This is a genomic window from Bradyrhizobium sp. CCBAU 11434 (genome assembly GCF_028128895.1).
GTDB lineage: Bacteria > Pseudomonadota > Alphaproteobacteria > Rhizobiales > Xanthobacteraceae > Bradyrhizobium > Bradyrhizobium zhengyangense.
Window position 1 is genome coordinate 1,002,310 of sequence record NZ_LBJX01000011.1, and the last position, 13,737, is coordinate 1,016,046.

At 64.6% G+C, this 13,737-nt stretch carries 14 protein-coding genes; 7 read left to right on the forward strand and 7 right to left on the reverse strand.

All coding sequences use genetic code 11. From position 1 onward, the window contains the following. Positions 1-101 precede the first annotated feature (101 nt). The 3 genes from XI06_RS12245 to XI06_RS12255 all read left to right on the forward strand — a co-directional run bounded on the left by XI06_RS12245 (position 102) and on the right by XI06_RS12255 (position 2,039). Positions 102-1,136, forward strand: coding sequence for a DUF2778 domain-containing protein (locus XI06_RS12245; protein ID WP_442869420.1), 1,035 nt, complete (start codon positions 102-104; stop codon positions 1,134-1,136). A 66-nt stretch (positions 1,137-1,202) separates the two neighbouring features. After that, positions 1,203-1,460, forward strand: coding sequence for a hypothetical protein (locus XI06_RS12250; protein WP_237858175.1), 258 nt, complete (start codon positions 1,203-1,205; stop codon positions 1,458-1,460). An 81-nt stretch (positions 1,461-1,541) separates the two neighbouring features. Continuing rightward, positions 1,542-2,039: an SMI1/KNR4 family protein gene (locus XI06_RS12255; RefSeq protein WP_237858173.1), complete on the forward strand. Its 498-nt coding sequence runs from the start codon at positions 1,542-1,544 to the stop codon at positions 2,037-2,039. 176 nt (positions 2,040-2,215) lie between these two features. Here XI06_RS12255 and XI06_RS12260 read toward each other — a convergent pair whose 3' ends face one another. Further along, entirely contained in the window at positions 2,216-4,072 is a 1,857-nt protein-coding gene (locus XI06_RS12260; RefSeq protein ID WP_237858171.1) for a tannase/feruloyl esterase family alpha/beta hydrolase, read from the reverse strand. Positions 4,073-4,608: 536 nt separating this feature from the next. Between XI06_RS12260 and XI06_RS12265 the strand changes: the two genes are divergently transcribed. Both XI06_RS12265 and XI06_RS12270 read left to right on the forward strand, forming a co-directional pair. After that, positions 4,609-5,100 carry a MarR family winged helix-turn-helix transcriptional regulator gene (locus XI06_RS12265; protein WP_237858169.1) on the forward strand — a complete coding sequence of 164 codons (492 nt, stop codon included), beginning with the start codon at positions 4,609-4,611 and terminating at the stop codon, positions 5,098-5,100. A gap of 141 nt (positions 5,101-5,241) precedes the next feature. Further along, positions 5,242-6,333 (forward strand): TRAP transporter substrate-binding protein, encoded by a 1,092-nt coding sequence (locus tag XI06_RS12270; RefSeq protein ID WP_237869298.1) that lies wholly within the window; start codon positions 5,242-5,244, stop codon positions 6,331-6,333. A gap of 150 nt (positions 6,334-6,483) precedes the next feature. Here the strand turns inward: XI06_RS12270 and XI06_RS12275 are convergent, their stop codons facing one another. The 6 genes from XI06_RS12275 to XI06_RS12300 all read right to left on the reverse strand — a co-directional run bounded on the left by XI06_RS12275 (position 6,484) and on the right by XI06_RS12300 (position 11,689). Further along, the gene (locus XI06_RS12275) at positions 6,484-7,266 is read right to left on the reverse strand and encodes an ABC transporter ATP-binding protein (protein WP_271605394.1); all 783 of its coding nucleotides are present in this window, start codon (positions 7,264-7,266) and stop codon (positions 6,484-6,486) included. After that, on the reverse strand, positions 7,254-8,309 hold the full coding sequence (locus XI06_RS12280; protein WP_271605395.1) for a dihydrodipicolinate synthase family protein: 1,056 nt from the start codon (positions 8,307-8,309) through the stop codon (positions 7,254-7,256). Before XI06_RS12280 ends, XI06_RS12275 begins: the two co-directional genes overlap by 13 nt. A gap of 6 nt (positions 8,310-8,315) precedes the next feature. Beyond that, complete coding sequence (locus tag XI06_RS12285) at positions 8,316-9,137, reverse strand: GNAT family N-acetyltransferase (protein ID WP_237869292.1); 822 nt, start codon at positions 9,135-9,137, stop codon at positions 8,316-8,318. Beyond that, entirely contained in the window at positions 9,124-10,161 is a 1,038-nt protein-coding gene (locus XI06_RS12290) for an NAD-dependent epimerase/dehydratase family protein (RefSeq protein ID WP_271605396.1), read from the reverse strand. The genes XI06_RS12285 and XI06_RS12290 overlap by 14 nt, the downstream gene beginning before the upstream one ends. Before the next feature lie 28 nt (positions 10,162-10,189). After that, the gene (locus XI06_RS12295) at positions 10,190-10,960 is read right to left on the reverse strand and encodes an ABC transporter permease (RefSeq protein ID WP_271605464.1); all 771 of its coding nucleotides are present in this window, start codon (positions 10,958-10,960) and stop codon (positions 10,190-10,192) included. An 81-nt stretch (positions 10,961-11,041) separates the two neighbouring features. Continuing rightward, positions 11,042-11,689 carry a TetR/AcrR family transcriptional regulator gene (locus XI06_RS12300; protein WP_237858157.1) on the reverse strand — a complete coding sequence of 216 codons (648 nt, stop codon included), beginning with the start codon at positions 11,687-11,689 and terminating at the stop codon, positions 11,042-11,044. Between the two features lie 99 nt (positions 11,690-11,788). Between XI06_RS12300 and XI06_RS12305 the strand changes: the two genes are divergently transcribed. Continuing rightward, complete coding sequence (locus XI06_RS12305) at positions 11,789-12,793, forward strand: ABC transporter substrate-binding protein (RefSeq protein WP_237858156.1); 1,005 nt, start codon at positions 11,789-11,791, stop codon at positions 12,791-12,793. Between the two features lie 235 nt (positions 12,794-13,028). Then, positions 13,029-13,727 (forward strand): septum site-determining protein MinC, encoded by a 699-nt coding sequence (gene minC / locus XI06_RS12310; protein WP_237858154.1) that lies wholly within the window; start codon positions 13,029-13,031, stop codon positions 13,725-13,727. Positions 13,728-13,737: the final 10 nt, after the last annotated feature.

Here is a 13,737-nt window from a genome sequence, read left to right on the forward strand (position 1 = left end):
CCGGCCGCGATTATGCCTAACTTTTGGCTCCCAATGTGGTAGCTGGTATAGAGTCTCCGGGTGGGGGTTGGGTCCCCCGGGGGTGTCGATTTGGGGATCTGATGGTTTCCGACCGCGTACGCGCCGACAGGCTGTTGTCGCGCCGCCGTATTGGGCGAGCCGAGACGATATTACTGTCCATGGCCGCGATCGCGCTGGCGCTGGGTGCCGCCGCGTGGGTCGCGGATATTGGCGTGTCGAATTCAGGCGATTCGAGCTCGCTCGTAACCGCCGCGCTTCCGCCCGGCAATTCTCCTTCGTTCAATGATCGTTTCGCCTCGCTGTCCGGCAGCAACCCGCGCGAGCTCGGTCTGCGGACCATGGAGCGCTCCGCCCTGAACGCGGTTCAGCTCAAGCTACGCGACGCCAAGGCGATGCTCGCCCAAAAGCTCCAGGGCGACGACTGGCGTTCGACCTTGATCGATAACGATCAGCCCGCAACCGAAGAGACTGCAAAGCCCTCGCAACGCGCCGACGCCGTGCCGATGCCGCGCTCGCGGCCGGTCCAGGCCGACTTCTCCGCGCAGATCGCCTCGAGCCAAGCCTTTGCCGACGCCAATCCCCGCGTCGACAACCGCAACTTCTTCGAGAAATTCACCGACAAGATCAGGCTGGCCTCGCTGACCCCCGGCGACGGCCTGTTGGGCAGGGCGCCGGATCTCGCCGCGCTCGGTTACGATTCGAAGACGGCGGTCTATGACATCAAGGCCAAGGCGCTCTATTTGCCGAGCGGTGTCGCGATCGAAGCCCATTCGGGCATGGGCGCGCTGATGGACGATCCTGATCATGTCGACCAGCGCATGGTCGGTGCAACCCCGCCTGCGACCTACGACCTCAAGCCGCGCGAAAAACTGTTCCACGGCGTGCGGGCGCTGCGCATGACGCCGACCGACGGCACCAGTGCGCTCGGACGCGTCGGTCTGCTCACCCACACCTACATGCTCGGCCCGCGCGGCGATTCCAACGGCTGCGTCTCGATCAAGGACTATGATCGCTTCCTCAAGGCCTACGACAATGGCGAGTTCAACCGCCTGGTCGTGGTGCCGAGCCTGAGCGGTGCGACGACCGCCTCGCAGCGCGCCAGCACCGATTCCTGATCTTTACCAGGTCCGGCGGGGCTGCCGTTTTCCCTTCGTTAAGCCGTTGTCGTCCAGAAGCAGCCCATGAGTGATCCAGCAAGCTCCGAGACCCCGCTGCGCACGACGTTCAAGATCAAGCTGAACGGTGACACGCTGGCGATCGCGACCGTCGGCCAGGCCTATCAATTCCTCACCAACTTCAAATCGGTCGAGTGGATGGAATTCCGCTCGCTGCATGAGGAGGCCGTCGCGGCGCTGGAAGGCGCTGCCGGCAACGCCATGCTCGCGGTCCAGGCGACGAATGCCGTGCGCGCCTTGTTCGTGAGCGCGAAGCTGCTTTAGGCAAACAATCTCTCCTCCTCGAACCGGCTTCTCTGCGCCCGCGACGAAGTCGTGCGCGCAGATGCGCCGAGGAGAGACTACATGGACATTGCCAAATTCATCGCGGGAGTCGACAGCGCCACCGGCGAAGCGCCGACCGAGGCCGCGCTTGCATCGTTCGAGAAGGTGCTCGGGTGTCGTCTGCCGGATGATTATCGCCGGTTTCTGCTGGGCTGCGCGGGCGGCTATTTCCAGGGCTCCGCCGAGTTCAACTGGCCGCAAGGGCATTGGGCCGGTGCGATCCAGGAGGTGTTGGGATTACGGAGCGACGAATGCTCGCTGGTGCAGACGCGACAGACGCCGCAATGGCCAACCGTGGATGAGCTCCTGTGGATCATGAGCGATCACGGCGGCAACCCGATCTGCATGACGATCGACAAGGCGCATTTCGGCAAGATCTGGTTCATCGATCACGAGGTCGCCGAATACGACAAGCCGTGGACGCTTGCTGAGGCGATGTCCGACCGGTGGGGTTACGTCCTGCCGCTCGCCCCGACGTTCAGCGAGTTTATTGCGGGCCTGTACGAGGAGGTGGCTTAGGCCGAGCTGGTGCCCACACTCCGTCATTGCGAGCGCAGCGAAGCAATCCAGAGTCTCCCCGCGGAGACAGTCTGAATTGCTTCGCTGCGCTCGCAATGACGGGGATAGAGCTTGGGTTTAAACAACCCGTGCCCCGGACGCTGGGCGTCCGGGACACGACACGGAGTTACGAACGATCAGTGCCGGTCGCCGCTGTGGCCATCGTCATCGTCGTCGAAGTCGTGGTCGCCGCCGCGGCCAAAGCCGGGATCGACGCAGGCAAAGTTGGCGGCATCGCTGGTCAGGCCGCTGCCCTTGTATGCTGCGATCCTGGGATAGACGCAGAGCGGCCGCGTCCCTCCGGTCGGGAAGTTCTGGGCAACACGCGGGTCGAACAGGCCGCCGGCCGGGTAGGGCGAGGCGGTGTTGGTGTTGGCCGCGACGATGCGCTCCGGCGCAATGCCGTTCTCGACCCAGTCGGTGATGGCCTTGAGCTCGTTGGTGGCGAAGTTGTTGGTCGCCGCGCCGCCGCCGCAATGTGCCATGTTGGGCACCATGAACAGCCGCGCGAAATCGGTCGCGTGCTTGTCCATGCGCTGGTTCATGTGGCGATACCAGCGGGCGATTGAAGCGCCCGAGAAGATGCCGTCATTGACCGAGGATGAGATGATCAGCTTGCCGCCGCGCGCCCGGAACGGACGCAAGTCCGTTGCGACCGCCGCCATGAAGTCCATCGAGCTCTCCGGATAGGCCGCGGTCTTCGTGAAGATTTTTGGCGCATCGGTGTCGAAGTTGAACTTGAACACGAAGGCTTCCTGGCCGGTGGGCCCGTTGACCGGCGTGACCACGGGCGGGGTCTGGAAGATCATCGGGATCGCACCGGCGCCGAGCGTCAGATTGATCGCGGTATTGACACCAGGCACCGGCGCAGTGACGACGTTCCAGAGTTGCCAGCCTGCGCCGGGCGCCGAGGGCGGCGTCCAGATGCCGGCGTCCCAGAACCAGTTCGAATAGAGCCGCTCGCCCCTGGAGTTGACCGGGCCGGCGTAGATCTTCTTCAGCGCATCGACCTGGCCGCTGGTGAGGCAGGTGCCGCCATGCGGCGTGCTGCCGTGCGAGCCGGTGGCGCAGGTGTAGCTTGCGAGCGCCGGATAGACCTTCTTGGCCGTGCAGGCGTGGTAATTGTCGATGATGCCGTCGACGAGGCCGTCGAGCGCATCGCAGGCGCTCAGGATCGCGGCCGATGCCACCTGAAGGTCCTGCTGCGGGAAGGTGTCGGGGATGAACGGCTGGCCGTTGACGTCCTTGCTGGTGGAGAGCGTGCCGAGCACTTGCTCGTTCCAGGCCTCGGCGAGCGCCGCCTGCGGCAGGTTGAAGCCGGGGTTTTGCGAGATCACGCCGTCGAACAGCCAGGGCGAGCGCTGCGACGCCACCATCGCGTCGCGGCCGCCATTCGAGCAGCCCATGATGTAGGAATAGACGGTGTCGAGGCCGTAGAAATAGGAGATGATCTGCTTGGCGGTGGTCGCGGTCTTCTCGATCCCGTTGTAGCCGTAGTCGCGGCGCGCTTGCGCATCGATGGCGAAATGCGCGGAGCCGCCGGCATTGGCGTCGTCGTCCTGATAACCGCCGACGGCATTGGCCGGATTGTCCTCGTGGCCGCCGTCATCGGCTGCGACCGCCCAGCCCTGGCCGACCTCGACGCCGGCTGCGCCTTGCGGGTCGGCATTGAGGCCGCCGTCGGTGCCGCCCCCGCCCATCATTTCGAAGCGGCCGTGCCAGGTGTTGGGAAGGTTGAGCGCAAAGCCGATGCCGTAGGTGAAGTGATCTGGATCCTGCGTCGAGACGCGCTTGTTGATGATGCCGACCACGTTGCAATAGCCCGACTTTTGCGTCGCGCTCAGGATCTGCGTATTCGGCAGCGTGAGGCCGGTGAGGGCGGTGCAGGACGCGCGTGGCGCCACGCCGCTGGGCGGCAATCCGTGCGCCGTGGCCTGGGGACCAAGAGACGCCCAAGTGGCGATGATCGTCGATGCCAGGAAAAGTCGTTTCATGTCATGTCCTCCCAGTTTCATGATTGCTGCGTGAACGAACGCGGCCGGCGCGCCGCAAGCCGGCAAGGCTTGACGGCAAGGCTTGATGGCAAGGCTTGGCGGCGTGATCTGCGATAGTGTTGTTGGAAGAGAAGCTCGCGCGCCCATGGTCGGCGCCAGCGCGGCATCGGCCGCGCGCAAAGTCGTTCCGCCGCGCATGCACGATGGCATGCGGATCGGCGTCCACCCCCGATGACGGCACCGAATTTCGCTCCCCTTGAACCCGCTCGCATGACGGCGGGCTTTCACGATGCTTAAGGGAGCGATGTTGCCGTGTCAACATGACGCATCGCGCGATATTGCTGTGCAACCTGTCGTAGAAGCTGTAGATGCGAGGACGGAACCCGCCCGGCTTCTCGATCGGGCCACGTTGCGTTAGGTTAGCTGTCCGAATCCGCCGGATGCGCCTGCACCGGCTCTGCGAAAGATGCGGGTCGATGCAGCCAGGCAAGGCACGGGTGAGGAAACGGATCGCACGACCGCAGCGGCCAGCACGCGTGACAAAGCCGTCGCGATCGGCGCCCCGCGCCGTGTCCGGCACCAAGCCGGCCAAGGCGAAGCCGCTTGCGCTTGGCGACCTCACGCAATTGCTGGGCTACAGCATCCGCAGGGCGCAGCTCTGGATCTTCAAGGAGTTCAGCCGGCAATTGGCGGCCTTCGAGATCAGCCCCGCGCAGTTTTCCGTGCTCTGCGTGATCGATGCCAATCCCGGCGTCAACCAGCTCGCGGTCGCGCAGCTGCTGTCGATCGAGCGGGCAGGGCTTGGCAGGCTGGTCGATCATCTGGAGAGCCGCGGCCTGGTGCGGCGTACCGCGTCGGCGGTCAACCGCCGCTACTACGTGCTCTATCTGACCGAGGCCGGTATCGCGTTGCTTGCCCGGCTCAGGCCCGCGGCTGCCGAGAGCGACAAGGCGCTGGCGGCCAAGATCGGACCGCGCGCCTACAAGGAATTGCGCCAGGCCCTGTCGATCTTTGTCGAGGACGCCTGAGCGATCCGCAACGCGGCGATTTGGCAAGTCGCCCCTCCTTTAACATGGCTTGAACTGCATGGCAGGAACGGGCAAACGGTCCGCGAAGACGGTGGATTACGCCATCCATTTCAAGCCTGACTCAGAGGGAGAGAGCCCAACATGAAACGCCGTACATTCCTTAAGGGAGGTGCGGTCGCCGGCGCGACGACGCTGGTGGCTGCCCCCGCGATCGCGCAAGGCGCGCCCGAGATCAAATGGCGCCTGACCTCGAGCTTCCCGAAGTCGCTCGACACCATCTACGGCACGGCGCAGACCTTTGCGAAATATGTTGCCGAGGCCACCGACAACAAATTCCAGATCCAGACCTTTGCCGCCGGCGAGCTCGTTCCGGGCCTGCAGGCGCTCGATGCCGTCAGCGTCGCCTCGGTCGAGATGGCGCAGACGCCGCTCTATTTCTACATCGGCAAGGAGCCGGCGCTGGCCTACGCCACCGGCGTGCCGTTCGGCATGAATCACCGCCATCAGGAATCGTGGTGGTACTTTGGTGGTGGCGCTGAGCTCGCCGACGAGGCTCTCAAGCCCTTCAAGGCCCACGCCATCCTCTGCGGCAATTCCGGCACCCAGATGGGCGGCTGGTTCCGCAAGGAGATCAAGACCGTCGACGATCTCAAGGGCCTCAAATTCCGCATCGCCGGCATGGGTGGCCACGTGCTGGCGCGGCTCGGCATCGTGCCGCAGCAGCTTGCCGGCGGCGACGTCTATGCGGCGCTGGAGAAGGGCTCGATCGATGCCGCTGAATTCGTCGGTCCCTACGATGACGAGAAGCTCGGCTTCCAGAAGGTCGCCAAATATTACTACTTCCCCGGTTGGTGGGAGGGCGGCGCGATGCTGCACATGATCGTCAATGACGAGAAATGGGCGAGCCTGCCGAAGCAGTACCAGGCCATCGTCAACCAGGCGGCCTCGGCTGCCGGAGCCTGGATGCTGGAGAAGTATGACAGCGTCAATCCGGCCGCGCTGAAGCGCCTGATCGCCAACGGCGCGGAACTGAAAGCGTTTCCGCAGCCAGTGATGGAAGCCTGCTACAGCGCGACCCAGGATCATCTGAACGAGCTCGCCGCCAAGAGCGACCTGTTCAAGCGCACCAAGGACAGCCACGATGCGTATATGAAGGAGCTGCTGTTCTACACGCAGATCGCGGAGAATTATTACGACAATTATCTGCTCGGCAAGATGCGCAGCAAGACTTGAGCGTGAGGAGGGTGCGGTTTTCACGTCGCGCCCGGCTCTCGTAGGGAGGGCAAAGGCGCTCTTGCGCCGTGCCCACGATCTCTACGATGAATCGATGGAATTGGTGGGCACGCTTTCGCTTTGCCCACCCTACGAGACCTGTCGTGTGGTCTACGCCGCGCCCAGCCCCAGCTTCGCGTAAATGCGCCGCGCATACGCGCCGAACGCATCCGTCGTCTTCAGCGGAAGATCGCGCGGGAAGGGCAGGTCGATCGGGAAGTAATCGGCCATCGTCGCAGGGCCCGCGGTCAGGACGGCGCAGTGCGAGGACAGGAACACGGCTTCCTGAATCGAATGCGTGACGAAGACGATGGTCTTGCCGCTCTCGCGCCAGATCCGCAGCATCTCCAGATTCATCTGCTCGCGCGTCAGTGCGTCCAGCGCGCCGAACGGCTCGTCCATCAGGATCAGCTTTGGATCGTGGATGAAGGCACGCGCAATGGCGGTGCGCTGCTGCATGCCGCCGGAAAGCTCGCGCGGATATTTCTCTTCATAGCCGGCAAGTCCGACCAGCTTGAGCAGGTCGCGCGCCCGCTCGCGTGCGGCCTTGATCGGCAGTCCCACGATCTCGGCGGGCAGCAGCACATTGTCCAGGACGGTGCGCCATTTCAGCAGCAACGCTTGCTGAAACACCATGCCGATGTCGCGGCTCGGATCGAACGGGCTGTCGGCATTGCCGATCGTGACCGTGCCGCCATCGGCCTTGTGCAAGCCCGCCAGAATCTTCATCACCGTGGTCTTGCCGCAGCCGGACGGGCCGACCAGCGAGACCAGTTCACCTTCCTGCACGTCCATCGTGACGTCGGACACCGCCAGGAATTCGCCACCGCCGCTGCGGTAGATCTTCCGAACGCCTTGCAGGCTGATGAAGGGCTTTGGGCTCATGCCAGCCATTTGCTCAAATTGGCAGCGACGAAGGAATCGTCGCTGAGGTCGGCATGCTCGCACGTGACCCGGTCGATCTCCTCTTTCTGGCCGGGGCTGAGGCCCTCGTTCGGATCGAGGCACCATAGGCCCCGCATCAGGCCCTGACGCCGCAGCACCTCGTGACAGCCGGCGATGCAGCCGTGGAAATTGTTGACGACGTCGAAGAAGGCGCCGTTGCAGTCGGTGACGCGGGCATCGAGCGCGAGCAGATCGGCCGGCACGCTGTCCTTGTGTCGCGCCTGTCTGCAGCGCTCGAACTGCTTGATGGCGCTCGCCGTCCACACCGACCAATGGCCGAGAAGACCGCCCTTGAAATAGGTGCGCGTGGTGACGCCCTTGTCGCGCAGGTCGAATGGCAGCATCAGATCGAGCAGGATGTGGTCGTCGTTGCCGGTGTAGAGCGCGACGCGGTCGAGCGCGCCGGCGGCGGCGACGCCGCGCAGCACGTCGAGGGTGCGATAGCGGTTGAACGGCGCGATCTTGATGGCGATGACATTGTCGATCGAGGCAAAGCGCTGCCAGAACCGGCTCGACAGGATGACGCCGCCGACGGCCGGCTGGAGGTAGAAGCCGACCAGCGGGATTTCGACGGCGACCGCCGTGCAATGCGCGATGATCTCGTCCTCGGAAGCGCCCTTCATTGCGGCGAGGCTGAGCAGGCCGGCGTGATAGCCGATGTCGCGTGCGGTGCGGGCCTCAGTGACGGCCTGCTTTGTTGGACCAGCAAGGCCCGCGACCATCGCCAGCGGCCGCCTGGTCCAGTTTGCTGCCGTCTCGGCGGCAAGCTCCAGCACGGGTCGGTAGAGGCCGACATCGCGGATCGCGAACTGCGTGGTGTGGACGCCGACCGCGAGACCGCCGGAGCCGGCGTCGATGTAGTAGCGCGTCAGCGCGCGCTGATGTCTCTTGTCGAGCTGGCGCTCGGCGGTGAGGGCGAGCGGATGCGCCGGCAGCACGGTGCCTTCGGCAATCAGCTTGCGGATGTCGCTGTTGATCTGGCTGTGGTGCATGATGTCCTATCCGAATTCAGGGCCGGCAACGGCGAACGGCATTTCATCGCCCGCTGATGTGGCGGGGCCGAGCCGCATGCGCTGGAACGGTCGTTCGATGGTCCAGCCCGAGGCGATCAATCCTTCCAGGAACGCGGCCTGCGGGGCGACCGCGTCGATCAGCAGCGGTGCGTTCTCGGATCGCGCGATCGCGTGAACCAGCGCCAGCGCGTCGGCGGCATTGTCCGCAAACAGGGGGCCGATATGGCGCGCGGTCCTGCCGTCGCGGATCAGCGCGATCGCGCCGTGCGAGGCGACGATGCGCGAGCCGGAGCGCTGCGCAAAGGCGGTGAGGAGGGCGCTGCGGTCGAAACCGGTGGCGCGCAGGTCCCGTGTGCGCAGCGTATCGAGCGATGCGGCCGGTGGCGGTGGCGTGGGGAGGCGCGGCGGCATGACCAATTTCAATCGCCGCAGTTGCAGCGTCGGGGTAAAGCCGAGCGGCCCGTAGACGGCAGCGCCCTCGGGCGTCGCATCGAGCCAGCTGGTCAATCCGTTCTTGCGTGCGGTTTCAAGGCAGGCGTCGACCAGGCGCGTTGCGAGGCCGCGCCGGCGATGGCTCGATGTCACCAGCACCATGCTGATCCAGGCGTTGTTGCCGGAGTAGGGCAGCAGCGCAGCGGTAGCGACAAGCAGTGGGCCGTTGCGGATGCCGAACACGACGCCCTCGTGCAGGAAGACGCGCCAATCCTCTTCGGTCTGGTTCCACTTCGCTTCCGTCGACAGCACGAGCCCGGCGATCGCATCCTCGACGCCGAGCTTGATGACGGGCAGCCCGTCAGTAACGGCCATCGCGCACCTCGTATTTGGTCGGCTTGCCGAGGCTCGGCATGGCGCGGGAGACCCAGTCGGCCGTCCAGGCGATCATCTGCTCGGTGTCGACGACGGGCAGGCCGAACAGCTCGACCGCTTTCGACGTGTCGGTGAGCCAGGCGGTCGGCTCTTCCTTGCCCATCAGCGCTGGCGCACGGCCGAACCTTGCACCGAACTTCGTGGCGAGGTCGCGCACAGCAAGGATCTCGTGCCCGCTGACATTGATCGGCGAGGTCGGCGCCGTGCAATGGGCCAGACACCGCAGCGCCTGCGCGGAGGCATCGCCCTGCCAGATGAAATTGACATGACCAAGGCTGACATCGATCGGCGAGCCCGTGAGCACCTTCGTGGCAATGTCGTGCAGCACGCCGTAGCGCATGTCGATCGCGTAATTGAGCCGGAACAGCCGTCCGGGCGTGCCGAACTTGTGCGAGAAATACTCGAACATGCGTTCGCGCCCGACGCAGGATTGGGCGTATTCGCCGGGCGGGTTCGGCGCCATCTCTTCGGTGGAGCCTTTGCCGTCGACCGGCACGAACGGATAGACGCAGCCGGTCGAGAACGCCACGATCCGCGATGACGGGAAGGCCTGCGCCACCAGCGCCGGGACATGCGCATTCATTGCCCAGGTCAGCGACAGATCGCCCTCGGCGCCGAACTTGCGGCCGGCCATGAAGACGATGTTGGGCGCCTTCGGCAGCGCCTTGATCGCGGTCTCGTCCAGGAGGTCGCAATTGATGGTCTCGACGCCGCGCGCGTGCAGCCAGTCCTTGATGCCGGCCTCGCTGAAGCGCGCCACACCGATGACGCGGCGATCCGGCGCCGCAGCCTTCGCCAGCCCCGCCAGCGTCGGGCCCATCTTGCCGGCGACGCCGAGGACCATGATGTCGCCCTCGACCTTCTTGAGGTCATCGATCAGCGCCTGCGTCGGCCGGCACAGCAGATCGTCGAGGGCTGCGATGTCAGGAATGGTCTTCGGCAGCGTCTGGCGGGTGAGCAGCATCGATCGGTCCTTCGTTAGGCTTGCCGTCTCAGATTTGTCTTGCGTCGCCGACGACGAACATGTGTTCGAGGGCGAGCACCAGGCCGTAGAGGGCCACGCCGAGCAGCGTCAGCAGCACGACGGCCATGACCATCGCGGGCGTGTCGAGCGAGGACTGCACCTGGATCATGAGGTAGCCGAGCCCGCGCTCGGAGGCGATGAACTCGCCGACGATCGCGCCGGCGACCGCGAGGATGGCGCCGACCTTCATGCCGGAGAACACGTAAGGCAGGGAGCCCGGCAGCTGGATCTTGCGGAACAGCGTCCAGCGCGACCCGCGCAGCGATTTGACGAGATCGAGCAGGTCGGGCTCGACCTCGCGCAGGCCCCGCGCGGTGGTGAGCAGGATCGGGAAGAAGCAGATGCTGAAGGCGATCAGGATGTTCGGCAGGATGCCGTACGAAAACCAGACGATGAAGAGCGGTCCCAGCGCGACCTTCGGGATCATGTTCAGCGTCACGAACAGCGGAAGCAGCACCAGGCTCACCAGCGGCGCCCAGCTGAAGATCACGGCGAGCGCGACGCCGACGACGGCGCCGAGCGCGAAGCCGCCGAGGATCTCGATCGCCGTCACCAGCGTATTGGCGCCCCAGGCGTAGCTGGCGGTTCCCAGCGTCTGCACCGTCGCAAGCGGCGAGGGAAGGATGAATTTCGGCACGTGGAAGGCGTCGACCGCGACCTGCCAGAGCACGAGCACGGCGAGGTGCACGATCAGGACGATCGCAAAGCTGCGCGCCGGCCTTGCTCCGCCACCTGCCACCATCCGCTCCCTATTGCTTCGGCCTCGCTGCCGCAAGCCGAACCTAACCGTCCGCGGGGCAAGTTTCAACCAGCTGGTTGATTACGGCCGGAGCGATTGCAGCACCAGATCGGCGACATGCCGGCGGCGCGCGCGCCGGGCCGTACGGCTCGACAGGTCCTTGCCGAAGATCGCCGACAGCGTCGGCGTATTGGAGAAGAAGAAATAGGAGAGGCCCGCAATGGAGATGTAGAGCTGGATGGGGTCGATCCCCTTGCGGAACATCCCTGAGCGCACGCCCTCATGGAGGATGTGCGAGACGCTCTTGACCAGCGGCGAATGCATCGCCTCCAGCCGCGTCGAACCGCGGACATGGCGGGCGCCGCCGCGGTTCTCATCGTTCAAAAGTACGATGAAATCAGGGTTGGCGGCCAGATGGTCGAACGAGGCCTCGATCAGCCGGCGGATCGCCTTGTCCGGCGGCAGGCCTTCGAGATTGAGCCTGCGCTCCTGTTCGCGGATGTCCTCATAGACCCATTCGAGTACGGCGAGGTAGAGCGCGTCCTTGTCGCCAAAGTAATGGTAGACCAGCTGCTTGTTGACGCCGGCGCGCTCGGCGATCTCGTCGACGCGGGCGCCCGCAAAACCGTGCCGGGCGAACTCCTGGCGTGCCGCGGTGAGCAGTTTCTTGCGGGTAGCGACGGGGTCGCGGCGCTGCGGCACGGTGTCGCCTGAGCGTTTTGCGGGCATTTCCAACCAAACAGTTGACAAGTTGAGGACGGGCTTGTTGCATTGGTAACCGGACATGGCGGGAGCGACAAGCCGGGTCGCGGGAATGAGGAGAGTACGATGAAGCGTTTGCAGGCTGCGATCGTAACCCTGATGCTCGGATTGCCGGTGGCCCCGGCAGGTGCGGGCGAGGCGGTCAACCTGATCCTGAACTGGACGCCGACCGCCGATCATTCGCCGTTCTACTATGCCAAGGCGCAAGGCTGGTACGAGAAGGCTGGCATCGACCTCACCATCGAGGTCGGCAAGGGCTCCGGCGTCTCCGCCGCCAAGGTCGGCTCCGGCGGCTCACCGTTCGGCATCGCCGATCTCGCCACCATGCTGGTCGCCAAGAGCAAGGGCGCCGACGATGTCGCCCTGATGAGCATTTACGCAAATACCGGCCAGACCTTCTACTGGCTGAAGAGCTATGGCGTGAACGGCGCGAAGGACTTTGCCGGCCACAAGATCGGCAATCCGCCCGGCGATGCCTCGCGCGTGATGTGGCCTGCGTTCGCGAAGGCGGCGGGTCTCGCGCCTGACTCCGTCAGCTTCGTCAATATCGGTCCGACCGCCAAGATCGCAGCGTTGAAGAGCCACACGGTCGACATCATCAGCGACTTCTACAACGAGCACGATCTGAAGGTGATCGAGTTCGGGCCGGACCTCGGCTACGTCAACTGGAAGGACATCGGCCTCAACCCTTACGGCAATTCGCTGATCGTCAACGGCGCGTATTTGCAGAAGAACCCGAAGCTCGTCGAGGATTTCGTGCGCATCTCGCAGAAGGCCTTTGCCGCCTGCGTTGCCGACGTCACGCCATGCCTGAAGGCGCTGCTCGACCAGGTCTCCGGTCTCGACAAGGAGAACCAGGAACGCCAGTGGGAGCGCATCAAGTTTCTGATGACGGACGAGTTCACCACGACCAAGGGCCTGGGCTGGATCGACGGCGAGCGGATGAAGAAGGATTACGAGCTGGTCCAGACCTATCTCGGCATGGAGAAGCCGTTCGACGTGACGACGGCGTTCACGACCAAGATGCTGGACCCCGCCATCAAGATGGATGCGAGCAAGGTGAAGAAGTAGGGGCTGTCGACGAAAGCGCTTGCCTCATAATCCAGAGTCATGCCCCGCGCAGGCGGGGCATCCAGTACGCCGCGGCCTATCGATTGACCCAAAACCGTCTCGGAGTACTGGATCGCCGCCTTCGCGGGCGATGACAGTTCGGGTGTACCACGTAACCCCACGGAGAAATTAACCGGCCATTAACCATATCGACGGCATCGTTAACCATTCAATAACAGGGAACGAGTCGGCCGCTATGGAGGCTGCAGCAAAAGTCCAACGCCAAATGGTGCGCCTGCGCGGTCGCTCCTACGTGGCCTTCGTGTTCGTGCCGACGGTTCCGATCCAGGACTGGCTCCAGGAGATCGACACCACCATCGCGCGCTCGCCGGGCTTCTTCGCCGGACGGCCTGTGGTGATCGACCTGTCCTCGGTCGATCTCAGCCAAGCCGGCATCGGCCATCTGCTCACCAGCCTGCAGGACCGCAACATCCGCGTGCTCGGCATCGAGGGCGTGGACGAGGGCAGGCTGACCCCGTCGATGCCGCCGCTGCTGTCGGGCGGGCGCAGCTGCGTGATCGAACCGACGGCCCCGAAGAAGCCGGAGGCCAAGGCCGAGAGCAGGCCGACCTCGCTGCTGCTTGAGAGCCCCGTGCGCTCCGGCCAGACCGTGATCTTTCCGGAAGGCGACGTCACCATTCTGGGCTCGGTCGGCTCCGGCGCCGAGGTCGTCGCCGGCGGATCCATCCATATCTACGGCGCGCTGCGCGGCCGCGCCATGGCGGGCGTTAACGGACACACGAGCGCGCGCATCTATTGCCAGAAGATCGAGGCCGAACTGCTTGCAATTGATGGATTTTATCAAACTGCGGACGACATCGACAGCGCCTTGCGCGGCAAGCCGGCCCAGGCCTGGCTGCAAGGCAACACCATGCGAATTACTGCGCTGAACTGACCAGAAGGAG

Excerpts from the sequence above, each read along its gene's own strand:
- XI06_RS12245 (WP_442869420.1), top strand. The coding sequence starts at position 102 with ATGGTTTCCGACCGCGTACGCGCCGACAGGCTGTTGTCGCGCCGCCGT.
- XI06_RS12255 (WP_237858173.1), top strand. The coding sequence starts at position 1,542 with ATGGACATTGCCAAATTCATCGCGGGAGTCGACAGCGCCACCGGCGAA.
- XI06_RS12290 (WP_271605396.1), bottom strand. The coding sequence starts at position 10,161 with ATGCTGCTCACCCGCCAGACGCTGCCGAAGACCATTCCTGACATCGCA.
- XI06_RS12305 (WP_237858156.1), top strand. The coding sequence starts at position 11,789 with ATGAAGCGTTTGCAGGCTGCGATCGTAACCCTGATGCTCGGATTGCCG.
- XI06_RS12260 (WP_237858171.1), bottom strand. The coding sequence starts at position 4,072 with ATGAAACGACTTTTCCTGGCATCGACGATCATCGCCACTTGGGCGTCT.
- minC (WP_237858154.1), top strand. The coding sequence starts at position 13,029 with ATGGAGGCTGCAGCAAAAGTCCAACGCCAAATGGTGCGCCTGCGCGGT.
- XI06_RS12280 (WP_271605395.1), bottom strand. The coding sequence starts at position 8,309 with ATGCACCACAGCCAGATCAACAGCGACATCCGCAAGCTGATTGCCGAA.
- XI06_RS12275 (WP_271605394.1), bottom strand. The coding sequence starts at position 7,266 with ATGGCTGGCATGAGCCCAAAGCCCTTCATCAGCCTGCAAGGCGTTCGG.
- XI06_RS12250 (WP_237858175.1), top strand. The coding sequence starts at position 1,203 with ATGAGTGATCCAGCAAGCTCCGAGACCCCGCTGCGCACGACGTTCAAG.
- XI06_RS12300 (WP_237858157.1), bottom strand. The coding sequence starts at position 11,689 with ATGCCCGCAAAACGCTCAGGCGACACCGTGCCGCAGCGCCGCGACCCC.
- XI06_RS12270 (WP_237869298.1), top strand. The coding sequence starts at position 5,242 with ATGAAACGCCGTACATTCCTTAAGGGAGGTGCGGTCGCCGGCGCGACG.
- XI06_RS12285 (WP_237869292.1), bottom strand. The coding sequence starts at position 9,137 with ATGGCCGTTACTGACGGGCTGCCCGTCATCAAGCTCGGCGTCGAGGAT.